Origin of the sequence: Rothia sp. P6271 (assembly GCF_048512995.1) — a bacterium.
Classification (GTDB): Bacteria; Actinomycetota; Actinomycetes; order Actinomycetales; family Micrococcaceae; genus Rothia.
On record NZ_JBLXXV010000007.1, the window covers coordinates 73,910 to 100,757 of the forward strand.

21 protein-coding genes, 2 tRNA genes and 1 CRISPR repeat array are annotated in these 26,848 nt (G+C 47.2%); of the genes, 6 read left to right on the forward strand and 17 right to left on the reverse strand.

From position 1 onward, the window contains the following. Positions 1-210: 210 nt before the first annotated feature. From pflB to pflA, 3 genes are all read left to right on the forward strand, one after another. The gene (gene pflB / locus ACN08X_RS06435; protein ID WP_419108259.1) at positions 211-2,319 is read left to right on the forward strand and encodes a formate C-acetyltransferase; all 2,109 of its coding nucleotides are present in this window, start codon (positions 211-213) and stop codon (positions 2,317-2,319) included. 103 nt (positions 2,320-2,422) lie between these two features. Continuing rightward, positions 2,423-2,677, forward strand: coding sequence for an autonomous glycyl radical cofactor GrcA2 (gene grcA2, locus ACN08X_RS06440; RefSeq protein ID WP_419102155.1), 255 nt, complete (start codon positions 2,423-2,425; stop codon positions 2,675-2,677). 17 nt (positions 2,678-2,694) lie between these two features. After that, positions 2,695-3,570, forward strand: coding sequence for a pyruvate formate-lyase-activating protein (gene pflA / locus ACN08X_RS06445; RefSeq protein WP_419102154.1), 876 nt, complete (start codon positions 2,695-2,697; stop codon positions 3,568-3,570). A 119-nt stretch (positions 3,571-3,689) separates the two neighbouring features. Here the strand turns inward: pflA and dxr are convergent, their stop codons facing one another. The 8 genes from dxr to rpsB form a co-directional block, all read right to left on the reverse strand. Then, positions 3,690-5,015, reverse strand: coding sequence for a 1-deoxy-D-xylulose-5-phosphate reductoisomerase (gene dxr, locus ACN08X_RS06450; protein ID WP_419108260.1), 1,326 nt, complete (start codon positions 5,013-5,015; stop codon positions 3,690-3,692). 136 nt (positions 5,016-5,151) lie between these two features. Next, positions 5,152-5,412, reverse strand: a complete 261-nt coding sequence (locus ACN08X_RS06455; RefSeq protein WP_419102152.1) for a GlsB/YeaQ/YmgE family stress response membrane protein — start codon at positions 5,410-5,412, stop codon at positions 5,152-5,154. Positions 5,413-5,563: 151 nt separating this feature from the next. Next, positions 5,564-6,151: a cell division protein DivIVA gene (locus ACN08X_RS06460; RefSeq protein WP_419102151.1), complete on the reverse strand. Its 588-nt coding sequence runs from the start codon at positions 6,149-6,151 to the stop codon at positions 5,564-5,566. Positions 6,152-6,207: 56 nt separating this feature from the next. After that, positions 6,208-7,056, reverse strand: a complete 849-nt coding sequence (locus ACN08X_RS06465; RefSeq protein WP_419106170.1) for a phosphatidate cytidylyltransferase — start codon at positions 7,054-7,056, stop codon at positions 6,208-6,210. Positions 7,057-7,061: 5 nt separating this feature from the next. Beyond that, positions 7,062-7,619, reverse strand: a complete 558-nt coding sequence (frr, locus tag ACN08X_RS06470; RefSeq protein ID WP_419102149.1) for a ribosome recycling factor — start codon at positions 7,617-7,619, stop codon at positions 7,062-7,064. Between the two features lie 225 nt (positions 7,620-7,844). Continuing rightward, positions 7,845-8,588 carry a UMP kinase gene (gene pyrH / locus ACN08X_RS06475; protein ID WP_419102148.1) on the reverse strand — a complete coding sequence of 248 codons (744 nt, stop codon included), beginning with the start codon at positions 8,586-8,588 and terminating at the stop codon, positions 7,845-7,847. A gap of 164 nt (positions 8,589-8,752) precedes the next feature. Further along, a complete protein-coding gene (tsf, locus tag ACN08X_RS06480; protein ID WP_419106169.1) occupies positions 8,753-9,583 on the reverse strand; it encodes a translation elongation factor Ts in 831 nt (276 codons plus the stop codon). A 126-nt stretch (positions 9,584-9,709) separates the two neighbouring features. After that, positions 9,710-10,519, reverse strand: coding sequence for a 30S ribosomal protein S2 (gene rpsB / locus ACN08X_RS06485; protein WP_419102146.1), 810 nt, complete (start codon positions 10,517-10,519; stop codon positions 9,710-9,712). A 696-nt stretch (positions 10,520-11,215) separates the two neighbouring features. Here rpsB and ACN08X_RS06490 point away from each other — a divergent pair. After that, a complete protein-coding gene (locus tag ACN08X_RS06490; RefSeq protein ID WP_419108261.1) occupies positions 11,216-11,791 on the forward strand; it encodes a M23 family metallopeptidase in 576 nt (191 codons plus the stop codon). Between the two features lie 244 nt (positions 11,792-12,035). Further along, positions 12,036-14,270, forward strand: a complete 2,235-nt coding sequence (locus tag ACN08X_RS06495) for a S8 family serine peptidase (protein WP_419108262.1) — start codon at positions 12,036-12,038, stop codon at positions 14,268-14,270. 424 nt (positions 14,271-14,694) lie between these two features. Here the strand turns inward: ACN08X_RS06495 and ACN08X_RS06500 are convergent, their stop codons facing one another. The 9 genes from ACN08X_RS06500 to ACN08X_RS06540 all read right to left on the reverse strand — a co-directional run bounded on the left by ACN08X_RS06500 (position 14,695) and on the right by ACN08X_RS06540 (position 24,888). Next, positions 14,695-15,528: a DUF3800 domain-containing protein gene (locus tag ACN08X_RS06500; RefSeq protein WP_419108263.1), complete on the reverse strand. Its 834-nt coding sequence runs from the start codon at positions 15,526-15,528 to the stop codon at positions 14,695-14,697. A gap of 860 nt (positions 15,529-16,388) precedes the next feature. Then, positions 16,389-16,462 (reverse strand) — tRNA-Ile (locus ACN08X_RS06505). A 71-nt stretch (positions 16,463-16,533) separates the two neighbouring features. Next, complete coding sequence (locus ACN08X_RS06510) at positions 16,534-17,742, reverse strand: glycosyltransferase (protein ID WP_419108264.1); 1,209 nt, start codon at positions 17,740-17,742, stop codon at positions 16,534-16,536. Positions 17,743-17,978: 236 nt separating this feature from the next. Further along, positions 17,979-18,875, reverse strand: coding sequence for a phage holin family protein (locus tag ACN08X_RS06515; protein ID WP_419108265.1), 897 nt, complete (start codon positions 18,873-18,875; stop codon positions 17,979-17,981). A 264-nt stretch (positions 18,876-19,139) separates the two neighbouring features. After that, positions 19,140-19,212 (reverse strand) — tRNA-Asn (locus ACN08X_RS06520). 91 nt (positions 19,213-19,303) lie between these two features. Continuing rightward, positions 19,304-21,214, reverse strand: a complete 1,911-nt coding sequence (dnaG, locus tag ACN08X_RS06525; protein ID WP_419108266.1) for a DNA primase — start codon at positions 21,212-21,214, stop codon at positions 19,304-19,306. Positions 21,215-21,285: 71 nt separating this feature from the next. Continuing rightward, positions 21,286-22,638: a deoxyguanosinetriphosphate triphosphohydrolase gene (locus ACN08X_RS06530; protein WP_419108267.1), complete on the reverse strand. Its 1,353-nt coding sequence runs from the start codon at positions 22,636-22,638 to the stop codon at positions 21,286-21,288. A gap of 27 nt (positions 22,639-22,665) precedes the next feature. Beyond that, a complete protein-coding gene (gene dusB / locus ACN08X_RS06535) occupies positions 22,666-23,841 on the reverse strand; it encodes a tRNA dihydrouridine synthase DusB (RefSeq protein WP_419102228.1) in 1,176 nt (391 codons plus the stop codon). Between the two features lie 87 nt (positions 23,842-23,928). Further along, positions 23,929-24,888, reverse strand: a complete 960-nt coding sequence (locus ACN08X_RS06540; protein WP_419108268.1) for a GNAT family N-acetyltransferase — start codon at positions 24,886-24,888, stop codon at positions 23,929-23,931. Between the two features lie 171 nt (positions 24,889-25,059). Between ACN08X_RS06540 and ACN08X_RS06545 the strand changes: the two genes are divergently transcribed. Beyond that, a complete protein-coding gene (locus ACN08X_RS06545; protein WP_419103299.1) occupies positions 25,060-25,707 on the forward strand; it encodes a GNAT family N-acetyltransferase in 648 nt (215 codons plus the stop codon). 134 nt (positions 25,708-25,841) lie between these two features. Beyond that, positions 25,842-26,848: direct repeats of the CRISPR family, unit length 29 nt; unit sequence CTCTTCCCCGTACACACGGGGGTATTTCC.

Sequence of the window (26,848 nt, forward strand, 5' to 3'; positions counted from 1 at the left end):
GTTACGTGCCACATAAATACAAAATAACATTTTCTAATATCAATAAAACTACTAGTCAAAAGACATTTTTAAGCTAATCATAAAAATTCTTTCCATAACAAAACCAGCACACCTTTTAACATTCAACAGCTCAATGGATACGATAAAAACGTCACATAAAAACACCGCTCACATAAACAAAAAGCGGTTACCGCAAACAGGAGTGCAGACATGACCGTTCACACGGAATCGCACACAGCAGAGCACGACATCTTCGCCGTCGCATGGAAAGATTTCACCTCGGGACCATGGCAAGAACATGTAGACCTCAGAGACTTCATCCAACGCAACTACACCCCCTATGAAGGCGACGCCTCCTTCCTCGCCGGCCCCACCGACAAAACACTCAGAGTCTGGGACACCCTCGAAAAGAAATACCTCTCGGTAGAACGCAAACAACGCGTCTATGACGTCGACACTAACACCCCTGCAGAAATCGACGCATTCCCTGCCGGCTACATCAGCGAAGACGATGACGTCTGCGTCGGATTACAAACAGACGTTCCCCTCAAACGTGCCATGATGCCCAACGGCGGCTGGCGTATGGTCGAAACCGCCATCAAAGAAGCCGGCAAAGAACCCAACCCAGACATCAAAAAAATATTTACCGAATACCGCAAAACCCACAACGACGCAGTATTCGACATCTACACCCCACGTATCCGCGCAGCCCGTTCATCACACATCATCACCGGCTTACCCGACGCCTACGGACGTGGACGCATTATCGGCGACTACCGCCGTGTAGCGCTCTACGGCGTAGACTTCCTCATCCGAGAAAAAGAAGCCGATAAACACAAAGTCGCTGACCAAGGATTCTCCGAACACTGGGCACGATACCGCGAAGAACACTCAGAACAAATCAAAGCCCTCAAACGACTCAAAAACATGGCACAATCCTACGGATTCGACATCTCAGGGCCCGCAAAAAACGCACAAGAAGCCGTCCAATGGACCTACTTCGCATACCTCGCATCCGTCAAATCACAAGACGGTGCAGCCATGTCCATCGGACGACTCTCTGGCTTCCTCGACATCTACTTCGAACGAGACCTCGCCAACGGAACCATCACCGAATCTGATGCACAAGAAATGATCGACGCGCTCGTTATCAAACTACGCATCGTCCGCTTCTTACGCACCATCGACTACGATCAAATCTTCTCAGGAGACCCATACTGGGCAACATGGTCCGACGCAGGATTCGGAGACGACGGACGAACCCTCGTCGTCAAAACGTCCTTCCGACTCCTACAGACTCTACGCAACCTCGGACCAGCCCCAGAACCAAATATCACCATCTTCTGGGACGAAAAACTTCCCGCAGGATACAAAGAGTTCTGCTCCGCTATCTCCATCGAAACCTCCTCCATCCAGTACGAATCTGATCCACAAATCCGAAACACTTGGGGAGACGACGCCGCCATCGCATGCTGCGTATCCCCCATGAAAGTCGGAAAACAAATGCAGTTCTTTGGCGCTCGCGTCAATGCTGCTAAAGCGCTGCTTTACGCAATCAACGGTGGGCGAGACGAGATGAGCGGAAAGCTCATCGTTGAAGGGTACGAACCCATCACCGGTGACGGGCCTCTTGATTTTGACGAAGTCTGGCAAAAATATGAAGAGATGCTCGATTGGGTGATTGCAACCTACGTTGAAGCTCTCAACATTATTCACTACTGCCACGATAAATATGCTTATGAAGCTATTGAGATGGCGCTCCACGATTCCGACGTCATTCGAGCTATGGGATGCGGTATCGCTGGGCTATCCATTGTTGCAGACTCACTTTCTGCTATTAAGTATGCGAAAGTCACCCCTGTCCGCGACGAAACAGGACTCATCGTTGATTACATCACCGAAGGAGACTTCCCTGCCTACGGAAACGACGACGACAGAGCAGACGATATCGCCGCAACAATCGTCCATACGGTCATGAGCAAGATTAAAGCTATCCCGCTTTATCGTGATGCTATCCCCACCCAGTCAGTGCTCACGATTACCTCAAACGTTGTCTACGGTAAAGCTACCGGAAACTTCCCTTCCGGACACCGTGCAGGAACACCTTTCTCCCCCGGCGCAAACCCCGAAAACGGTATGGATACACACGGCATGGTGGCTTCCATGCTTTCTGTTGGCAAACTTGACTACCAAGATGCTCTCGACGGTATTTCCTTGACCAACACCATCACCCCCACCGCATTGGGGCGCACCAAAGAAGAACAAGTTCAGAACCTTGTAGGAATCCTTGATGCAGGATTCTTACCAGAAGAAGACTAACCGCATATAACGGTTACCCCATGGGTTACCTCGTGTTGGTATATGCCCTCATGCTGAGGCATATACCAACACATCACTTGAAAAATCTAAGGAGAAAATTATCATGGCAGTCAAAACCTTTGAAGAACGTCTTGCAGAGATGAAAGCTAACCGAGCTAACGTCCCTGCAGATCAGCATGGCCTATACCATGCAAATATCAACGTCCTCAACCGTGAGACCCTCGAAGACGCAATGGAAAACCCCGATAAATACCCAAACCTCACCGTTCGAGTCTCTGGGTATGCCGTAAACTTTGTGCGTTTGACGCGTGAGCAGCAACTTGACGTTCTCTCACGGACTTTCCACCAGAGTGCTTAACTCTCTTCTGGTCAATAATGTCTACATCAACAGTAGAAACGATGCCGTTGGGGGAACAAGGCTTTGCTCCCCCAGCGTCTCGTCATGCAGGAGCTGGAACGTGGGGTCTTGGTGAACTCACCGATTTAGAACGAAGCGAACAACTCAAAAGAATGAGAGAGGGAAAATTAGGTTCTGTCCATTCTTGGGAGCTCGTTACCGCGGTAGATGGCCCCGGCACTCGGATGACGGTCTTTATGAATGGTTGTCCGCTGCGGTGCGTGTACTGTCATAATCCAGATACGTTTAACATGCGTGATGGTCAGCCAGTTGAAGCTCAAGAATTAATCAAACGCATCAAACGGTATCGCAAAATTTTTAAATCTACCGGTGGTGGTTTAACAATTTCTGGTGGAGAAGTCCTCATGCAGCGTGCTTTTGCGTGGAATGTTCTCATGGGCGCTAAATCTTTAGGTATTCATACGTGCATTGATACCTCTGGTTATTTAGGTGCAGCAGCTACCGATGATTTTCTTGAGTCAGTAGATTTAGTTCTTCTCGATGTTAAAGCCGGTGATGAGGAAACCTACCATCGTGTGACAGGACGACGTTTACAACCAACTATTGATTTTGGTGACAGACTCAACGCTCTTGGCAAAGATGTATGGATTCGTTTTGTTTCAGTGCCTGGTTACACCGACTCTTATGAGAATGTAGAGAATGTTGCAGATATTGTATGCCGCTGGCCCCAATCTGTTCGAAGAGTAGAGGTCTTACCTTTTCACCAGATGGGAACAGATAAATGGCATTCTTTGGGTCTTGAATACAAACTTGAAGACGTTCGTCCTCCCAGTAAAGAAGAAACAGAGCGGGTACGCCAACAATTTCGGGACCGCGGGCTCACCGTCTATTAAAGTGCCATTACTGGAATTCTGAACTTTTTAGTAGTTCACATAAATATGCGCTGTTAAAGACCACGGCAGCAAGTTCTCAAGGAGCTTGCCGCCGTGGTCAACACGTTTTGGTACATCTACTATTGTGCCAGTATTTCGCCGGCACGTATACGTGCCCAGCGCTCTGCTTCTAAAACTGAGTCCAAGGTCAAGTTTTTTTCGGAACAATATGCACTCGACGATTCATGTTCGTCCAGTACTTTTTGAACGGTATCAATCATCGCGGTAAAAGAAATTTTCTTCTCATGGAAGGCTTCTACTGCTTCTTCATTCGCAGCGTTAAATACCGTGGGTAGGGTTCCTCCACGACGTCCAGCGTCTTTGATGATACGGACTGCTGGGAACGCTTCTTCATCAAGAGGCTCAAAAGTCCATTTCTGTGCGATGTTCCAGTTACAGGCGGGTGCAACGCGAGGGATACGATACGGCCATGTCAGACCTAACGCAATGGGTAGGAGCATGGTCGGTGGGCTAGCTTGGGCAATTGTTGTACCGTCAATAAATTGAACCATAGAATGTACCACTGATTGCGGGTGCACTGTGACGTCAATATGGTCAAGGTCTACACCAAAGAGGTAGTGTGCTTCTAATACCTCAAGAGCTTTATTGACCATCGAAGCAGAGTTTGTTGTTACGACTTTACCCATATCCCATGTAGGGTGTGCTAGGGCTTGCTCAGGGGTAACATGTTGTAGTTGTTCTTTGGTCATTCCACGAAATGGCCCGCCCGATGCGGTGAGGATTAATCGTTCAATTTCGCTGTCGTGTCCGGCGTTTAGGGCCTGAGCTAGAGCAGAATGTTCAGAATCAACAGGAATTAGGGGTTGTTCGTGTGGTGATTGATCTACTGCTTGGCGGACTAAAGCCCCACCAGCAATGAGGGACTCTTTATTTGCTAACGCAATGTGTGCGCCAGAGGATAAAGCTGCCAGGGTTGGGCGTAAACCGATGGAACCGGTGATTCCGTTCAGTACTATATCTGCACCGCAGCTCGCAGCTTCAGAAGATGCGTTTTCGCCGCAGATAATCTGTGGGGTGTACCCAGATAATCCATGTGCTGTGCTGTGCTGTTGGATGAGTTCTTGTAAGGTGATACGGTCTTGTTCTGTTCCGCTCGTTGCGATCAGTTCTGCTCGAGTTTCTACAGCTTGTTGCGCTAATAGTTCTAAGGAGTTTCGTCCAGCAGAGAGCGCCCTAACACGGATGGGGGCATCAGCATCGTAGAGGCTAGTATGCGATAGGGAGCATAAGTGCCGTAGCACTTGGAGTGCTTGAGTTCCAATAGAGCCAGTTGACCCAAGAATGCTAAGGGTTCGGCCTACCCCACAATGTTGAAGATATTCATCACTTAGGGACTCTAGAGGATGAGTATTTGTACGAGGTTTAGCTGTGCCACCAAATTTCATAGTATGTAGTTTACCGTCTTTGCTGAAACACTTTGAGGACACCATGATTAGTAGCCGTGTTTTAAAATGACGATGCGAGGGTGCTAGCATCTCGGTTGAGAGCTATCAGCCTCGCATCGCACGGTAGTGATAAGTTTTAGTTTTTTGCGCCTAGTTTGCCCCAGATAAACAGAGCAATAAGAGAACCAATAACAGCAGTGACGATAGTACCGAAGCTGAGCTCGGTAATGCCGTTAGAAAGGCCAGGAATAAAGGTTCCCAACCATCCGCCGATGAACGCACCAACAATACCCAATGCGGTGGTGACAATAAATCCTCCACCTTGTTCACCGGGCATGATGAACTTAGCGAGTGCACCAGCGATGAGGCCTAAAATAATCCAGGTAATAAGACCCATTTTTATCTCCCTATTTTTATGAGAGTTTCCGCTCTCTGAAAGTATGATGACAGAAAATGCTTCAACCATTAGTCATTATACCTAGATAGTCAGCAGGGTGATATTTTCTTAAGACATTATGCTCTCAGCAAGTAATGAAGTTGACATAAAACTATTTCAAATCAAGTATTAGTTCAATACAGCGATCCATAAATGCGTCAACTTGCGTCTCTTCATAACATAAAGAACCTACAGCGCTACGAAAAACTGCCCGACGAACCAGACCCGCAGAAAGTTCTCCCTCACCTCGAAAATGCTGACGCAGTTTCTCGCATAATGCATCCACATCATCCACAAAATATCCTTGAACCCGTGCAGAGCTAGGACGACGGAAACGCTCTCCTGAGGCACGGTTGATACGCCCCATCACTAATTCAGCACTTTCCTCTACCGCTTGACGCCACGTCTGACGTCCATATTTTTCAATATAACGACGACGTTCCAAAGACGCGAAACGGTCTTCAACACGATCTAACGTCGCGTCAACGTCAGCCGGATAGTAACCACCCTGCACCGGTGTAAAACTCATGGTGCGAATAGTCGTTGAGGTCATCATCCCCGGGTAAGTTTGTCCTGCGCGCAAATTTTCAAAATCCTCAACCAGCTGAACAAAAAAAGCGTCTACTTCACGCGCAGAATATCCTTGTTTCTTCGGCTCAACAGCACGGAACTCACGAACACGCTGACGTCTTTCTCCCATATAAACCACCTCAAAATACCCATGAAGATCATACTATTCCTTCATCGTCAAAGACCCTAAACAAGGAATTCAAAACCAGTGAATAGTACGTATCCAACAGCTAAACAAAAAACAATAGAATCTAACCGGTCCATTACTCCACCATGACCAGGAAGAATGTTTGACATATCTTTAATGCCAATTTCACGTTTAATCATAGATTCAGAAAGGTCACCAGCAGTCGCCGTCACAACCAATGCGCACGCCAGAATAACGCCAAACCACCACGGATACCCTAAAAAGAAACACGAAATAACAGCAGTCAATGCAGACCCTATCAAGGAGCCAGCAAACCCTTCCCACGTTTTTTTCGGAGAAATCGTTGGAGCCATAGGGTGCTTACCCCAGCGAACACCCGCCAGATACCCCCAAGTGTCATTCGCAACAGCCATCAACAAAATTAAAAATATTTTGCCAGAACCACCGTCAGTTCTAAACAACAACAAAGCTAATGCCACCATAAAAGGAACCCATGAGGTCACAAAGATAGACCCCATCACTGACATAATCATGCCATCTTTAGGCCCCAAAAGACGCCAAATAATTTGCGCTAGAATAGCGCAGACCATCGCAGTAATCATCCATTGCCCACCCCCAATATAAGCGATTAGGGGTAGGAATAATGCGCTTGCCACTGTAGGAAACATGGGTATTCCCATACCACGTTTCTTATTGATACCAGAAGTTACTTCCCACGTACCAACAGCAGCAGCAAGCGCACCAAGAATGACAAGAAGCCAAGGGTAGCAAAACAAACCGACAATAAGAAGAGCACCTAAAAAGGTACCTACGAAGATAGCAGCAGGAAGATTACGTCCCGCTTTAGAATTCTTTGACCCAGTTTGCTGTTTAACCCGAGCACTCATCAAATTTAGACCTCGAGAAGCTCCGCTTCTTTACGCTTGAAAAGCTCATCAATGTGGTCAATATGCTTTTTAGTCAAAGCGTCTAGTTCTTTTTCTCCGCGAGCACCTTCATCTTCGCCAACTTCGCCGTCTTTGACGAGCTTGTCGATAGCGCTCTTTGCAGTGCGACGGATGTTACGCACAGAAACGCGCGCTTCTTCAGCTTTATGACCAACAATTTTGATGTATTCTTTACGGCGTTCTTCTGTCATTTCTGGCATCACAACGCGAATCACATTACCGTCGTTTGCAGGGTTAGCACCAAGATCAGAGTTACGTAGAGCTTTCTCGATATCGCTAAGAGCAGACTTATCGTAAGGGGTAATAAGAATAGTTCGAGCTTCAGGAGTCTGGAAAGACGCCAGCTGCTGCAAGGGAGTAGGAGTTCCGTAGTATTCTACGGTCAGTGAAGAGAACAATGAAGGATTTGCACGGCCAGTACGCACGTTAGCGAATTCATTCTTTGCAGCTTCCACTGCCTTATCCATCTTTGTTGTTGCTTCTGCTAATGATTCCTCGATCAACGGTATCTCCTTTTAATACAGTATTTTTATCAGTCAAAATAACCGACAGGTATGCTCCCTATTAGTCTAGTTGATTTACTCTCTTCTTGCTTAAGACATCTCGAAGAAGCAAGTGTTAATTCCATGAAGAGTGAAGAGCTACCAACGCAAAGGGTTCTTTTGTTCATTAGGTATTTACACCAGATGAACAAAAGAACCCTCAAAAAACATCGCGCCTAGTTATTCTTAGGCTGTCACCAGAGTTCCCATCTTTTCGCCAAGAATAGCTCGAGTTACATTACCGTCACCTTGCATACCAAATACGCGCATCGTGACGTTGTTATCACGGCAGAGAGAGAACGCTGTCTGATCCATCACACGGATGTTCTTACGCATTGCCTCATCATAGGTGAGGCTATAAAGACGCTCAGCATCAGGGTTAGTCTTTGGGTCTGCAGTATAAATACCATCGACACCGTTCTTTGCCACCAAAACTTCATCTGCAGAGATTTCTAGAGCACGCTGCGCAGCAACTGTATCTGTCGAGAAATATGGTAAGCCAGCACCAGCACCAAAAATTACAACACGATCTTTTTGCATATGGCGAATAGCTCGGCGTGGAATATAGGTCTCAGCAACCTGCGGCATGGTGATAGCAGACTGAACACGAGTATCGATACCAGCCTGCTCAAGGAAATCTTGAAGAGCCAAGGAATTCATGACAGTACCTAGCATGCCCATGTAGTCTGCGCGGGAACGATCCATTCCCGCATTTGAAAGCTCTGCGCCACGGAAGAAGTTGCCTCCACCAATCACAATAGCGGTCTCTACTTTGCCGATGGTTGCAGCAATTTGTTCAGCAACTCCACGAACAACGTCGGTTGCAATACCGACTTCTCCACCGCCAAAGACTTCCCCCGATAGTTTGAGAAGAACTCGACGGCGTCCTGTGTCATCGCGATAGGTGGGGGTAGTAGCGGGCTGAGTCATGATGGCGCCTCCAAAAAGTTCTGTATTTATGATGCGTCATAAAACGCGTTCTCGTCTAATAGCATACGACAAGGGGAAGTGCCGTTCTAGGCACTTCCCCTTGTTATGTTCGGCTCAATCTAAAATATTTCTATTTTTTGAGAGCAAAACAGTGAAGTTTTTACTTATGCACCAACGCGGAAACGCTCGAAAGCGGTAGCGGTAGCGCCAGCTTCTTCAAGAACCTTAGCAACAGACTTTGAAGAATCTTTTGCGAAGTCCTGATCAAGAAGAGTGTTTTCCTTGTAGAAAGCTTTGAGTTTACCTTCAACAATTTTTGGAATAATCTGCTCAGGCTTACCTTCAGCAGCAGCGGTTTCTTCAGCAACACGCTTTTCTGCTTCAACGTCAGCAGCGGGGATTGCCTCAGAGTTCAAGTATTTAGGAGACAACGCTGCAATGTGTACAGCAACATCGTGTGCTACGGTGTCGGTGTCTTCACCGGTGACAGCCAAAAGAACGCCAACCTGTGCAGGGAGGTCTTTGGAGGTCTTGTGCAAGTACACAGCAATGTTCTCGCCCTCAACGCGTGCTACGCGGCGAACAACAATTTTTTCGCCCAAGAGTGCGCCAGCTTCGGTGGTGAGTTCTTCAACGGTCTTGCCGTCTACGGTAGCTGCCTGAAGTTCTTCCAAGGTGGAAGCGTTAGCTGCAATAGCTGCTTCGAGGACGTTGTTACCGAACTCTACGAAAGGATCAGATTTTGCAACGAAGTCAGTTTCAGAGTTGACTTCTACCATGTAGCCAACGCCGTTTTCAACGCGTGCAGCGATAAGGCCTTCAGCGGTTGCACGGCCTTCGCGCTTGGTAACGCCTTTGAGGCCTTTAACGCGGATGATTTCCATTGCTTTCTGCTGGTCGCCATTAGCCTCATCGAGAGCTTTTTTGACGTCGAGCATGCCTGCTCCGGTCTTTTCGCGCAGTGCTTTAATGTCTGCTGCGGTGTAGTTCGCCATTGTGAACTCCTTGATTGTTTTAGTTCAAAGATTTATAGATACACACTGTAGGGGTGTTACAGTATGGTTTCTGCTAATGGCGCCCACCCAAGAACTTTAGGTGGGCGCCATTAGTTTTATGTGAAATTACTCTGCAGATGCTTCAGTAGTTTCTGCGGTCTTTTCAGCTTTGTGCTGTTCAAGAAGCTCGCGCTCCCATTCAGCCATAGGCTCTTCAGCAGTGTTTCCCTTGCCGGCTTTCTTGTTGTTGCGCTCTAGGAGACCTTCTGCAACTGCATCAGCAATGACGCGGGTGAGGAGGTTGACGGAGCGGATTGCATCGTCGTTACCGGGGATGGGGAAAGCAACTTCGTCAGGGTCACAGTTGGTGTCAAGAATTGCCACAACAGGAATGTTGAGCTTCTGAGCTTCGTCAATTGCGAGGTGCTCTTTCTTGGTGTCTACAACCCACAAAAGGCTAGGAGTCTTGGTGAGGTTACGGATACCGCCAAGAGTGCGCTCAAGCTTTTCGTGCTCACGACGAAGCAAGAGGAGTTCTTTCTTGGTGAACTGTGAGCCTGCAACATCGTCAAAGTCGATCTGCTCTAGTTCTTTCATGCGGTCGATACGCTTAGAAACAGTCTCGAAGTTGGTGAGCATACCACCAAGCCAGCGGTGGTTAACATAAGGCATGTTAACGCGGGTAGCCTGCTCAGCAATAGCTTCCTGAGCCTGCTTCTTGGTGCCGACAAAGAGAATGGTGCCGCCGTGAGCAACAGTTGCTTTAACAGCTTCATAAGCCTTGTCGATGAAAGCCAAGGACTGCTGCAAGTCGATGATGTAAATGCCGTTACGCTCGGTGAAGATGAAACGCTTCATCTTGGGGTTCCAGCGACGGGTCTGGTGACCAAAGTGAACACCAGAATCAAGAAGCTGGCGCATAGTTACGACTGGCATGTCGTCTCCTTTTATATAGATGTGCCGTGGCGACCCCTGATTCCAGGCTAACCGTCCACGCGCATAGTAGTTATCGGTTTACATTGGAGTAAAACACTCCCCTGGTAAAACTCATATTGTTCGAGGGAGGATACCCTGAACAATACTCAGACCTTCACCACCTCTTCGGTGGACCGAAAGTTCTCAGTCTTCACGAAAGTTCAAAGATGTTGAGTCATCATGAAGATATTGTTTTACGCGTTGTCAGACCACTTCTATAGTGGCAAGTCACTATGTACGGCAACTTTTCGAAACCCCAACAAAAAACCTTAGTCATACAACAAAAGTTTTTAGGCAGGAAATATCGAACTGCAGTAGCCAACTATACCGCATCTACAGCGTCAAAAACATACGGAATACGGCGAATGTGAGCAAAAAACCAAGGTTTTATGCAGACAACAGGAAACACCACAACATCACACAAACAACCAATACACCACACCGATGTTTTTTAGATACGCCCCTCCCACATATTCCTATTCAAGTCATCAAAGGGTAGCCCCCTCGATAACAGAATGAAGCCCGTCTCAACATCTATCACGATCAAGCGCCCTGTTATCCACAGTTTTACCCAATCCGGTAAAGACGCGAACAGCATCAACAAAACTCAAAAAGATAGTATTTTTTCGGTTCTCGCAGAAGAAAGAACATAACAAGATGAAAACCATACGCAATACCACCCAAAGAGTTACCACACTGTTTATCATCGTTATCGCACTCTTTTGCAATACTGCGAGCGCAGCTCCCCCGTCGAAAGAGGGGTATACGCCTGTTGATTCTGTGATGAAACACCGTCAAGAACCTCGCTGGGTCTCCCCTGTTCCTGAACCGGTAGAGGTTTTACGAGCTTTTCAAAAACCTCAGCATCATTGGTCTAAAGGACATAGAGGGGTAGATATGGCTGCTGATGGCGCAATACGGGCACCCAGAAGTGGAAAAATCATTTTTTCAGGAAAAGTTGTTGATCGATACGTCATCACTATTGAACATGATGATGGGTATAAATCTAGTTTTGAGCCTGTTACCAATGCAAAAGAAGCAGGTCAAGAAATCTCCCTAGGAGAAATCATTGCGCAGGTGGATAACACCATTCACCATTGCACGAAACAGTGTATTCACTGGGGTGTTCGTCAAAAGATTGCAGAGGAATGGGAATATATCAACCCATTAGCACTATTACATGCAGAGAAGCCAAGTGTTCTTCTACCCGTTGAAGATGATTTTTTGGCCTAATCTGTCTTCTCATAGCTATTATTCATACATAAAAGTATCTATTACTGCATAAAACACTCTATCTTCACTCGCCAAAATAGCTTTGACAAGGCATAATGATAGTTCTGAGGGGTGTCGAAAGACTCATACTAATACAAACATACTTCACTCGCAGATATAAGAGGGACGGAGCAACGAGCTCCGCCCCTTTTGTTGTCTCCTCTACACCTCTCACAAAATCCCTTCCCCTACACAGAGAGAAAAAGTGAAAAGGATATCCCCCATCTTCGTCACCGTGGTTCTCATGCTGAGCAACATGACATCAGCACAGGCCACGCCCCCGCAAGAAACACCCGAACAGCAAGCAGACCAACAAACTACCCTCCAAGAGCTAGCCGAACAACGCCCCTACATTGCAGAAGAAACCGATAGGCTCATCGTCAGTTTCACAGAAAATACCGATGTAGAAGAAAAAGCTCAAACGCTCGATAATGCCGAGGATAGAACAGACACCCTTGAACACACACAAATTGTCAAAGAATCTGTGCTTGACGACGAAAACACCACAGTTATTCAAGTAGATTCCCCGCTCAGTCAAGAAGAACAGAACATCGCAATTCAAACGCTTGAAGAAGATCCCAGAATTGTAGAAGCTCGCCCTGACCCTGTTATCCATAATGCTCTTGCCTCACAGAAAAAACATATTGTTCGAGATGCGTCACTTTCGACGTGGACAGCTCAACAAATTAATGCACATAACGTAGAACACCTCGCTACAGGGAAAAACATCGTTATTGGCATCGTTGATTCAGGAGCAACACAACACCCATCACTCCTAGCTAATAGAATCAGAGGGTTAGACCTCATCAGCGACGAATTCTATGGACGTGACGGGGAACCTGGCAGAGACTGGGACGAAACAGACACCGGAACATACTCCAAATTTAGGTATTCTGACTGGCACGGCACACACGTCGAAGGTGACACCAAAATTACAGCACCAGAAGCATCCACCAAGCATTTTAGAGCTATAGGAAACTCCGGCAGCGGATACCTTGCCGATTTTGCGGACGCTGTTTTTGCTGCAGCCGGCGGAAAAGTATCAGGTTTCCCTGAACAACCACCCGTAGACGTTATTAATATGTCATTAGCATGGAAAGGCAAATGCGATCCGTATCTGCAAAGAGCGGTTAATTACGCTCATGCACGAGGCATTCCTGTCGTCGTTGCAGCAGGAAATTTTAGCGAGAACACAAAAAATTATGCTCCCGCTAACTGCTATCGAGCAATGGTTGTTGGCGCAACCACCTCATGGGGTGCACTGACCGCATACACCAATAAAGGCAGTGAAATAGATGTCGTTGCCCCCGGAGGAACAGTAGGAGCACCTGTTATCTCCACCTCAAATACAGGGCTTTATCGGCAAGAGAAACCAGCCTATGCGGCATTGAACGGAACCTCTATGGCAGCACCTCATGTTGCAGGCGTCATTGCCATGATGAAAGAAGTCAATCCCGAGATGAGCGTAGAACAAATACGCCGAGTCCTTAGAGAGACTGGAACATGGACACAAGGCTACCCGCTAGTACACGCACATAAAGCAGTGCTCACCGCAAAATCACTTGCACCACCCGTCTACCGTCTCAAAGAAAACTCAGGTATTGAAAACACATACCGAGCAACCGGCGGGATACAAACCTACGGGGAACCAACGTCCCATGAGATTCCCCTAGCAGATGGTGCAGTAGTCCAACATTTTGAAAACCAATACTCAATTTATTGGACGTCTCAGCTGGGCGCTCACCCCGTCAAACGTTCGGGCGCTATCGGCTCATACTATACTGAGCATTATCAAAAACTTGGCTATCCCGCGATGAGTGAACAAAGACTGCAAGATGGCGGATACTATCAACGTTTCCGCAATAAACAGGGAAAAAGCACCGCAATCTACTGGTCAGCACACACCGGAACCTATACCGTATGGGAGCCGGGCGCAATTGGAGTTAAACATACTCACAATGGTGGCATACGCGGCTGGGGCTACCCAACAATGAACGAATCCACGTTTAACCACGGAGCCAAACAAACATTCAAAAATATTGGTACTGGTCGAGAAACCGTTGTGTACTGGTCTGAACAAACCGGCGCACATTCTATGAACGCCCGCGGTGGCATTTTCAATACATGGGCGAAACGAGGAGGCGCCTTAACCTTAGGTTTCCCTGTCACTGATGAGAGCGACCTAAGTTTCGGTGGTGCTCAAGTAATGTATCAAGCAACCGGAAGCCAGCATCGAACTGCTATCGTGTGGCATTCCAGTACTGGGGCGAAAGTGCTTAACGCCCGAGGCGCTTTTTATAATACGTGGATTAAAGATATTCGGCGGTACGGTTATCCGGTAACTGACGAGATTGTACGTCATGGGCAAGCACGTATTGAATTCTCTCGCGGATATGTGTTTACGTGGTCAGAATCAGGTGGGCTCAGTATCACTCGATAAGTATTTTCCGTTTGAGGTCACATGCTCATGAATTTTAGCGGAGCCTCGAGACGAGTATCTGGCTCGTGCCAACGACAGACGAAAACGGGTAGCAGAATCTGTACCTAAGGTTTATCAACCCAACAAAATTACTGAACAGATATGAGTATCTAAGTCAGCTGCTGGACGGTATGTTCAGGATGACGAACAACATGATAGTTAGATGCTTGTAGGGGGGGAGCAAAAATCTTTTTGCTCCCCCCCCCTACAAGCATTTAGTATATTGCCACCATATTACAAGTTTTTAATTCAAATCTATCTATGTAACACTGCGTATATGGGTTGCAAACTAAAATAGGAAATGAGACAATATGGATGTAGGATTCCCAAGTAACGGGACTCCCGCATTGCCTTAGCCCCCGCCAATAGCGGGGGTTTTGTGCATCTATGGCTTAGGTGGCCAAATCCGACCACGCCCCACATCCGGAGTATATGGATTATGGTCAAAAATATCCCACAAGTCTCTCTTGGCCTGAGTTGCCTTACTATTACTCTCCTGAACAGTCGTCAGTCGGTTATAGATATAAGTTGCCATATCGGAAGCTTGAAGCATCCTCTCATCTGTCGAAGAGCTAAAAATAAGATTAGGGTTAATTCCCGTTAGCCTATTGGGCTTGTAACCATACGTACCTTGATCCATATACCGAGAGAGGTTACTGCGGCTTGTCTCAGCAGTATGATGTTCATCGGCAATAACACGAAGCGGTTTTTGAGGTGAGCCATAATAGTTAATCTGCTCAAAAAGATGACTAAAAGCTCGCTCTCTTGGGTGAAGGTTTTTGTTTGCGACAGGGTTAAGGGCAGCGTAATGGATGCCTTCCACAAAGACTCTTGCACCTGCTACTTGGATTGCTTTGAAGACTTTATGAAACATCGCAATTTTAATACGTAATGGAACATCTGCCCATACACCGTGGCCATTCATCATCTCGCTACCGTGAAACTCAGTCTGTGGAGTCAACATTTGAATGCTTTGAGAGAACTCCTCCATGATCGAGTCCATAGCAGTAGCTATTTCTTTTATTTGCGGGGCAGACGCTACGATCGCGCCCATAAAGTAATGGGTTTGAGCACGTTCAGACTCATCGATAAACGCAAAAATCTCTGAATTCTTTGAATCTAGCTGGTTTTGGCATTTTTTATGGGGCGGGCCGTCACAATATTGAAATTTTTTCTCGTTCTCGCAGTAGTAGTGGTGGTGGTGGTGGTGGAATTGCATAAAGACCTTCGTTTATAAACTATCTCTATCCTCGTTCTATGATCTAACAACCAGCGTTAAACGAGAGGGGTATCTCACAGATCCTATGGGCCGCCCCGACTATTAGCAGCAAGGACCATCTCAGGGCTCATCCCAGTCAGCCTTCACAAAAGAAATATCTTTGAGTATGTCCACCATCACAAACCTCTCTTTCTTTAGGATGGTTATAAAATCTGCCGTATAACTCACATTGTTACAGAACAACTCTTATAGAGTCAACACTATTTTAGATAATAACAAATAACAAGTTAATTATATTTTGACGAGTGGTATGCCAAAGGCCAAAGAGTAGAAAAATACCTCCGCGCATACGGAGAAAATGGCATAGTAACAAAAAACAAAGAAATACCCCCGAGAACTTCAGGGAAAGCCAATAGCATTTAGTTTAGCACTTCTTTATAGCTACAAAACCAAGAAAGGAAGTTATATCCCATGAGCACAAACGTTCATCTTACAAAATTCCCCGTTCACCTCGCTCTTTCTCGTGCGAGCAACCATTCCCCCCTCATCTCAGGGGTTGTTTCAACCAGGCTACGACCTGCACCTGAGATACGGCAGGCGGACCCGAAGCTGGGGCAAGTTACTCGGCTCAGATACCGGCATAGGCTCTTCCTCTCAGCAAGAAATAGAGTTGAGGTGGCCCTAAATGTTGATTCCACTCTCACCGAGTTATTAGGCAAGGCTCTCACCACTTAGCGTATCTCTATGACCAATGTTCCAGAGAAGACAAGAGGTAAGAAAAAAGTCGTCCATACCGGTTTTATGCCGGTAGGGACGACCTATCAAATGATTGCCAGCGCCGAAAACGGAACTAGCTCTTGTAGGGCCTGCGGGACTTGAACCCGCGACCAAGGGATTATGAGTCCCCTGCTCTGACCAGCTGAGCTAAGGCCCCAAACCGTCGCTACCAAAAGAGCAACGGTTAATAGCGTACCCGATAATACCGTAGAGAAAAAATCTACAGCACTATTTTTTCTGAGAAACCACGAAATCGTAGTATATCTGGTTAGAAAGATAGAGAGATTCGAAAGTTTCCCACGTCTTTTGAGCAGAATGAATCTCGACCATGCGTCGACTGCACTGCCCCATGTGACGACGCTCTTCTTCAGACGCAAGAAGTACCTGCGCAAGTTTTTGAGCTAAATCTGCAGCGTTATTCGGTTCAAATAGGTAACCGTTCTCTCCCTCCTGTACCAGATGAGGTAGAGCCAATGCATTAGCCAAAACAACGGGGCGAGAAGCGCTCATCGCTTCAAGGGTCACTAAGGATTGTAATTCTGCTGTTCCCGGTTGGCAGAATACATCAGCTCGGAGATATCCTTCTCTTAGCTGTTCATCGCTAACGTAGCCAAGGAAACGTACACGATCTGCAACGCCACATTCTTGTGCTTTCTCTTGGAGTTCTTTATGCTTTTCACCTTCACCGGCAAGTTCAAGAATAGTGTGGTTCAGTTCTTGAGGCAGTAACGAGAGAGCTTCAATCAGCACGTCAATATTCTTTTCAACAGCAAGACGGCCGGCGAAGAAAATACGAAGATCCTGCGGGTGAGGGTCGAAATGCTCTCCCTCGCGAAGCTGGTAATCGTCAGAGTTAATGCCGTTAGAGATAGGAATAACTGGTTTTTTAAAATTGCCGGCTTCCTTCATCGCCCGCGCAGCAATCGGGGTAGGTGTCGTAACAACCTGAGCACGTTCAAGGACGAAGCGCATGTCCTTCCAGCTGAGTTTTGCAAACGCATCGTTAAACCAGCGGGGAAAGGGCAAGAATGGGTCGAGGTTCTCGGGCATGAAATGGTTTGTTGCGATAACACGAATACCGCGTTTGCGGGCTTGAAGAAGTAGTACTCGTCCTACGATGTAGTGGCATTGGACGTGCACGACATCAGGTTTAACATCGTCGAGAATCTCGCCTACTCGTTTCCAGATACCCCAAGGTGTACAAATACGGATAGTAGGGTGGGTTAGTGCTTTATGCGAGATGAGACGATGTTCAACGACGCCGTTAACCGTGCGAGTATAGTTTTTACGTTCGTTAGGGTTTGCCGCAACCACATGGACTTGGTGTCCGCGGTGGTGCATTGCTGTTGCCAAACGATAACCGAATTGAGCAGCACCGTTAACATCTGGAGGGTACGTATCAGCACCAATCATGATGGTTAGAGACTGTTGTGTCATATCGTATGGAACACCTATTCGCGTTGTATTTTCCTTGCAGAGTTGTTCTACAAGTGACCGTATCTTGCGTATCAATGAAGAAAGCTTATTGTTATTCCTCTATAATCTCATATTTTTGTCTCAGAGTTGGGGAGCTTTAAAACACAAAAGGCGTCTTATTTCCTATGAAGACTAGGATGAATAAGACGCCTTTTAGTGGGTGGTTCTTAGCACGTACTTAGCTTAGAGAACCTTTGTTAGGAGTTACGGCGTAGAAGTTTTTTCAAGAAAATGAAGAAGACGCCTACAGCTCCGATGAGCAACGCGAAAGAACCGCCACGAGCTTTGAGGACGTCGGGGTCGCTTGCGTTCTTTGCTAGACGATTGCCTGTTTCAGAGATAGTCGCAGGCAAAGAAACTACGCTACTCTTTGTTTCGTCTAAAAAACCCGTGAATTGCCCCTTAACGTTGCCGCTGTAGGTTTGAATGTCATCACGTAGGCTCTTGAGGTGTTCACGACGCTGTTTGGTGCGTTGTTTGAGTTGCTCTTCGTTGGGTGCAGAAGCAAGAACTGCTGTAGTTGAAGGGTCTGCGGCAGCTTTTTCTTTCTCTTCAGCAGCGGCTTTCTTTGCGTCTGCTTTGGCTTTAGCTTTCTCTTCTTGTTCACGTTTCAGACGAGCAGAGTCCATCTGGGAGCCGTGTTTGAGAACGCCGAGGTCATACATGAGTCCGAAAATTGCGGATTCAGGTTTTAGAGGAAGCTGTTTCTTGATCTTCTTGACACCGATAAGGGCGAAAATAAGTAGAAGAAGCAGGAACACTAATGCTAGTGTCAGCGCAGCGTAGACAGGCTTCATGACGGTACCTAGAGCAAGAATGCCTGCAGTAATCAGTGAAATAATGAGGAATAGTCCAAAGACCACACCAACGACAACAAATGCGGCACCTTTACCGAATGCAACGCCTTTGTTCTTGAGCTCAAGTTTAGCAATTTGAACTTCGTCTTTAATCTGCTTCGGGGTGAGGCGAGTAACTACTTTAGTTGCATCGATAGTGCTGGTGACGTTGGACTTCAAGTTAGAAAATGTAGCTTTAAGGCCAGAAGAAGATTTCTTCTTAGCCCCGTTGCTGATAGGTGTACCGTTATCGGTCATACTCAACCTCTCCAAAAGTAAGTGTGCTTTCCGGTGCAAGTGTACCAGTTTCTCTCATTATTCTACTGTTAGAGACTTTCTTCAATCTATGAGCTTGAGTCGTGTCACATCGTCGACGAAGCATCTAGATAAGCTGCTAGTTCACTCCTGCCAGACGATTTAAGAGTATTGATACTTGCCAGGCGAGAGAAGTAAGCTTTTGAGAAGTTTTTACGCAAAAAAAGAAACACCTGACAAATTATCTTGTCAGGTGTTCTATCTATGCTCCCCCGACTGGACTCGAACCAGTAACCCTTCGATTAACAGTCGAATGCTCTGCCAATTGAGCTACGGGGGAATATTCGTTACGACTTATCACCGCAACGAGTAATAACTATACACAGATTTTTTTCTCTTCACAAATCAAAAGCATGTAATCTGCAACACGTTTATAGGGTGTTTTCTATCCCCTGACGAATCTTACGCCGATGAGATTCTAACTCCATCAAACGACGCTGAATCTGCTGAAACTGCTCGTACTCAGTACGTGCGTCCAAACGCTGAAGATGCAACATCAGCTCAGACTTCTGACGATTCACATCCTCCTCTAACAAACGCCTCAAAATATCGTGCGTATAACGAGTCAGCTGCTCAGCAGAGGACGCAGGAAGAGGAGACACACTCAACTCCGCCAAAAACGTATGAGCAGCCTCAGGAATATGCGAACGTACCTGATTCAGCCAAGCATGACCAGCAGCAGGAACAACCTCAGCAGCAGCAGACATCACTCCCTGCGCCAGCACCGTATGTAAACGATATCGATACTGCACCTGAACCAACTGTTGCCAAAAATCTACAGGAACCTCCTGTGGCACCTGAACTAAGACCTCTAAGGCAGTACGCTCCAAACGTGCCAAAGGGTCATGACTATCAGGAACTTCAAACGGCACAGCAGCGGACTGGACAACAACCTCGCCAGAACTATCAGGCCCGCCAGTATGATCTATTTGTTGCAGAGAAGAAGACTCCGCTGAAACCTGTTGAGCAGCTAGAACAACAGCACGTTGAACCTCATCCGCACCTAAACCTAGCCACCCAGAAACCTCACGGATATAAGCTGGCTTCAACGCAGAGTCTTTAATACCAGCAAGGATAGGAGCAACAGCACGCATAGCCTGCACACGCCCTTCCAAGGAATCCATATCAAATTTACGGATAGTACTACGAAGAGCAAACTCAAAAAGAGGCTGCTTATGTTCAATCAGAGAACGAACCGCATGATTACCCCGACGGATACGAAGCTCACATGGATCCATATCCTCCTGCGCTACCGCAACAAAAGTTCTCGCCATAAAACGCTGGTCCTCTTCAAAAGCAGACAACGCAGCCTTCTGACCAGCAGCATCACCATCAAAGGTAAAGATCACTTCCCCGCCAGAACCGTCATCTCCCAAAATACGACGCAAAATACGAATATGGTCAACACCAAAAGCAGTACCACACGTTGCTACCGCCGTATCAACACCAGCAAGATGAGCAGCCATCACATCGGTATAGCCTTCAACCACAACAACCTGACGACGCTTTGCAATATGACGTTTAGCAAGATCCAAACCATAAAGAACCTGAGACTTCTTATACAGCACCGTCTCAGGCGTATTCAAATACTTTGGGCCTTTATCATCATCAAATAAACGGCGGGCGCCAAAACCAATGGTTTCCCCCGCAATACCTCGTATAGGCCACATAATACGCCCACGGAAACGATCATATAAACCACGCTGCCCACGTGAAAACATTCCGGTGGCTTCAAGCTCTTCATCAGAAAAACCCTGCTTACGCAAAAAGTTCAGTAGATTGTTCCAGCCTTGAGGCGCGAAACCCACACCGAATTGAGCAGTTGATTTTGCATCAAAACCACGACCACCCAAAAAACGTTGAGCCTCAACGGCAGAAGGCATATAAAGATTCTTCTGAAAAAACTCTGCCGCAATTTTATGGGCGTCTAAGAGGCGTTGCCGACGCCCCACCTCTTCACGAGATAAACCGCTCCCCTGCTCATAATGCAACTCATAATTGATACGAGCCGCCAACTTCTCAACCGTCTCCGTAAAAGAAGTATGTTCAACCTGCATCAAAAAAGCGATAACATCGCCAGACTCCCCACACCCAAAACAGTGATAGGTGCCCATCTGTGGACGCACATGAAAAGAAGGGGTGCGCTCATCATGAAAAGGACACAGCCCTTTAAACGACCCAATACCGGCGCTCTTGAGGCGTACATAGCCCTCAATAATTTCGCGAATATCAGTACGAGAACGAACCTCATCGATATCTTCACGTCGAATTAAACCAGCCACTTAAAACATCATATCCATCATCAGCACGAGGACAAAGACCTCGAATTCCCTAACTTATAACTTTTCCGAACTCACCACAGAGGCTTGTCGCCATGGTGCCATTGATTACCCGTAATACGCTTATACAACGCCACTGCAGAACGATCCGTCAACGAAGCAACCTGATCAATTACTAAACGTAAACGAGCATCATCATCACGTGTACCAAGCTCCTGCATATCAGCGGCAAAAGAAGACGCCAAATACTTTGGTTCGTCTAAGAGAGCTTCTACCAGCACACTCAAAATTTCACGCTGGTTCTCATAATGAGGTTGAGCATCACGAACACTCATCACGAAAGCTGTAGCAATACCCTTAAGAACAGCAATCTCATGCACCGTAGAATCAGGGATGATGAGCTCCGCAGTATAACGAACAAGAGGTCGATCCTTACCATACTGTGCACGCGTAGATTCCATTGCAGAAGCCGCAAAACGACCAATCAGCTTAGAAGTCAACGCCTTAAACGCAGCCATCGACGAACGAGTACCACTCATATATTTCACCCATTGAGGCAGGCCCTCAAGACGAGACAACGCCTGCTCAAGCTCCAACTCAGAAACATGCGGAAGATACCACTGTTGAGTCTTTGAAAAAACTTCTTCACGTTTTGCGGGGTCTAATAAATCTTCTAACTGAATATGCCCACCAAAAACAGCGTCCTCAACGTCATGTACCGAATACGAGATGTCATCGGCTAAATCCATCACTTGAGCTTCCATACACTTAGCAGGCAAAGAAGAACCGTCCTGCGCAATAGCACCCCGACGAATCCACTCAAAGACAGGTTGATCGTCCTGATACACACCAAATTTACGATTAGGTCGCCCATCAGCACGTGCAGGAGCCTCGGCAAGAGTCCAAGGGTACTTACAACACGCGTCCAAAGAAGCACGAGTAAGATTCAACCCAGCAGAAGAACCATCATGACCAATAACCTTCGGCTCAAGACGGCTCAACAAACGCAAAGTCTGTGCGTTCCCTTCAAACCCGCCAGCATCTGCTGCTAACTCGTTCAAAGCGGTCTCCCCATTATGCCCAAAAGGAGGGTGCCCCAAATCATGAGCTAAACAAGCAGTATCAACAACATCAGGGTCACAGCCAAGCATACGCCCCACTTCACGTCCGATTTGAGCGACTTCAAGAGAATGTGTCAAACGCGTACGAATAAAATCATCCGTATCAGGATCCATCACCTGTGTTTTAGCGCCTAGACGACGTAACGCAGAAGAATGCAGGACGCGGGCACGGTCCCGTTCAAAAGCAGAACGATACACATTACGATGATGCTCAGGCACCCAACGCTCCACATCCTCAGCCACATAGCCGGGAGTCTCCGTCAACTCGTTGCCTTCAACTAAACCGTCAACAGGTACATTCTTCATCGTTACCAGCCCATCACTATTGCAATATTATCCACCCGAAATGTCGAGCTCTGCCCCGACCAAACCAAGACGCTCAGCATCACCAAGGATACGCGAATCTAACCATCCATGGGGAAGATGAGGTTTCTTCGGGTTACCGGCACGACCACGTGGACCCTCCACAGCAGCACCAGGATAACCAATACTGTGGTCCAACTCAGCCAGATATTCACGAAAACTCGCTAAATCAGGAACAGTAGCCATCTTTTGACGTAGCTGACCGCCCACAGGATACCCATGAAAATACCAGCCCACATGTTTACGAATCTCACGAAGCCCCTTGAGCTCATCACCAAAAGTCTCAACAAGAAGCTCAGCATGACGATAAATCATCTGCGCAACCTCAGAAACACCGGGTTTAATACGCTCAGCAGAACCTTCAAAAGCGTTCTGTAAATCACCAAAAAGCCACGGCCTACCCTGACAGCCACGACCCACCACGATACCGTCAACACCGGTCTGCTCGACCATAGCAATAGCATCTTCCGCACTAAAAATATCGCCGTTACCAAGAATAGGGATATCGGGGATAGCCTCACGTAGCTGAGCGATAGCATCCCAATCAGCATGACCAGAATAATGTTGCTCCATGGTACGACCATGCAACGCAATAGCAGCAACACCACTATCACGAGCAATCTTCGCAGACTCCAAAAAGGTCAGATGCTCATCATCAATGCCTTTACGCATCTTAATAGTGACAGGAACATCCGCACGAGAAGCTTCATCAACCGCAGTTTTTACGATGGCAGTGAACAAATCAGTCTTCCACGGTAAAGCAGAACCACCACCAAGCTTCGTCACTTTAGGAACAGGACAACCAAAGTTTAGATCAATATGGTCAGCACGATCTTCTTCCACCACAAGACGAACCGCTTTACCCACATTCACGGCATCAACACCATAAATCTGAATAGAACGAATCTGCTCATCATCGTCATGTTCAATAATGCGTAAAGACTCAGGACGACGCTCCACCAAAGAACGAGCCGTCACCATCTCTGTCACATACAAACCGCCACCATATTCACGGCACAAACGACGAAAAGCCTTATTAGTTACCCCAGCCATAGGGGCAAGAACAACCGGCGTTTGTACCGTGAACTTACCTAATTGTAAGGGCGGAAGTTTTAGCTGTTGAGTCTTTGAAAAAGTCTGCGATATTTCAGTCACCTAGCAATTGTGACACAAATACGACAAACACTCAGCCAAGCACGCATCACAGCGGTCTAGCAGAAAAGCAGAAGACTGCTAGTGTGCAACCACCAACGTTGTATCAAGAACCTGAGCAGAACCCATCTTCACCAGCTGATTAATCATCACCTGCAAGTCTTCCATCGACTCATCTACCTCTAAGATGACTGGGTACTGATGAACTAGAACATACAGCAACTGCATAATAGCCTCACGTGCACTGACATCATCAAAGTCATAGCCTAAGAGAATCTCAGTCGCCTCATCATCAGCTAGTTGACGCCCCGGTAACTCTTGCTCTAACGGGCGGTAACTCACCACAAAAGCCTTGATGGGAGGATTCCCCGAAAAATCATCAGACGAATCAAAGTCACGTAGCACAATTGCACCAAGCGCTTCAGCCTCATCTGATAAGAACAAACGGTTAACCTGCCCCAAAGAAATCTCAGCAGGAGGATCCCAACGGTGAGAACGAGAATAGAACTCCCACATCTTTTGTGTTAGCTCAACAGAGCCCGTAGCAATATTTTCAATAACCTGCATAGGCTGCCCCGAAGAATCAACGCGCAAAGGAACCTCAGGCACAGAGCCCGAAGCAACTTTCACCATCTGACTACGCTGAATAACACCCAACCCCATAGCCTGAGCGAAGGAAGCACCAGCAGAGCCTTCTTGCACTTTAGACCGCAAAGACTGCACCCCAGAAGGAGTAGACACAGCAAGCTCTTGCAAACGGCGAAATAGTTCAGCACCAAGCCCCTGCCGACGATGATCAACGGCAACCTCAATATACGCCCACAACCGTTGAACATGTAAAGACGTCTCATAGACAGTGGCGGCAGCAACCGCAACACCCTGATGTTCCGCTACAAGAGTGCGAGACCACGGGCCAGAATCCTGATCAGGGCGAAACATCGCACGAAAAGAATCGTACCCCGAAGATTCAGCGTCCCCCCAAAGCTGAAGAAGTTCTAAATCATCGCCCTCACGCCACGGACGAAAAGTATAATTATCCACCAAAAACCTACCTCAAAATCATCGAATTATTAATATGTTCTGTACACCACCATAACGCAGAAGCTCACCGGAACAACATCTAGAATCGTTCAGAAAAAATTCATCCAAGAGAATGAAAACCCACACCAACAGTTGAGGTAAAAATGCACTTATCTGACTTAAAATGAGAACATGCGCACACAAGTTAACACACCCACCAACATGTTCGCCACCAAACCCACCCTCACAGGAAAACTCGTCGAACTACGCCCCTTCAACGAGGAATCAACCCAAGCAATGATGAACATCCTCGCAGAACCAGAAGTTCTCATCAAAACAGGGGCAGTACACTCCACACAAGAAGCACTAAACCGCAATGAACGTACCGTCAAACACGCAAAAAGCTGGTACGACACACGAAACAACCAAAACAACAGACTCGACTTAGCAATATATTCACTCAAACACAACGAATACGTAGGCGAAGCCGTATTCAACGACTACTCACCTCAAAATAAGTCCGTCAACTACCGAATCATTATCGGACAAAAAGGACGAGGCCACGGGCTCGGCACCGAAACCACACAAATGATGGTCAACTACGCCTTCGCGGTGCTCAAGCTGAACCGCATCGAACTCGAAGTATTCGACTTCAACGCACGAGCACGATACGTGTACACCTCATGCGGCTTCGTCTGCGAAGGACGCCGCCGTGAAGCACTCTACTACGACGGCAAATATCACGACTCCATGATTAAAGCGATTCTCAGAAAAGACTGGGAACAAGCACATTCCCCTGCCTCACTCAGCACTGCGTCACTACCCGTCGTAAAAATCTAAACACATACATTGATATACGCATTGTTTGAGAACGTTCCATAAATATCTATTCCTTGGAGATACATAAATGCAGCTAAATATCAAAAACTTTGATATTTTCGCTTTTTCTATGGAATAATTGCTAGTCAGATAGTCTCTTCCCCGTACACACGGGGGTATTTCCAGTTTCTGTTTTGGGTTCTTTTACCCGTCTCTCTCTTCCCCGTACACACGGGGGTATTTCCGAGAGCTGTCATTGCTACTGGAAGATAAGAAGGCTCTTCCCCGTACACACGGGGGTATTTCCTGTGGTTGCGGTTTTCCGTTTGAGAAGTCCTGCTCTTCCCCGTACACACGGGGGTATTTCCTCGGCTGTGCAGGTTATTTATCGGCAGAGTATCTCTTCCCCGTACACACGGGGGTATTTCACGTTCCCTCTGATGAGTTGCAGGAGATTATTGACTCTTCCCCGTACACACGGGGGTATTTCCTGCTTTTTTATGGGCTGCTCTAATAATCTTCTCTCTTCCCCGTACACACGGGGGTATTTCCAGGTTTAGAACAATCCCACCAATTTCAAGGTGCTCTTCCCCGTACACACGGGGGTATTTCCCGGCGTAGCATCCTCCCAAATCCTTGTCATTGCTCTTCCCCGTACACACGGGGGTATTTCCGTCAAAACAACCACCGTCGCAGGATGGACTAACTCTTCCCCGTACACACGGGGGTATTTCCAAATTCCTATCGTGATTGAGCGCCAAGGGCAACTCTTCCCCGTACACACGGGGGTATTTCCGAGAAATTCACTTCTGGCGGCGTAAAAGATGCCTCTTCCCCGTACACACGGGGGTATTTCCGGCAGCGAACTGCGCGCAACCAGATTAGCCCTCTCTTCCCCGTACACACGGGGGTATTTCCACCAGCAGTATCCATCAGCGACGCACCGGGGGCTCTTCCCCGTACACACGGGGGTATTTCCTCAGAGCCATCAGGGCTAGTGGTGTACCATTTCTCTTCCCCGTACACACGGGGGTATTTCCATTTTTTGTCTAATCACGGGTTTTTATTTTCACTCTTCCCCGTACACACGGGGGTATTTCTCATTCTTTTTCGACCGGGATTATCTTTAGAGGCTCTTCCCCGTACACACGGGGGTATTTCC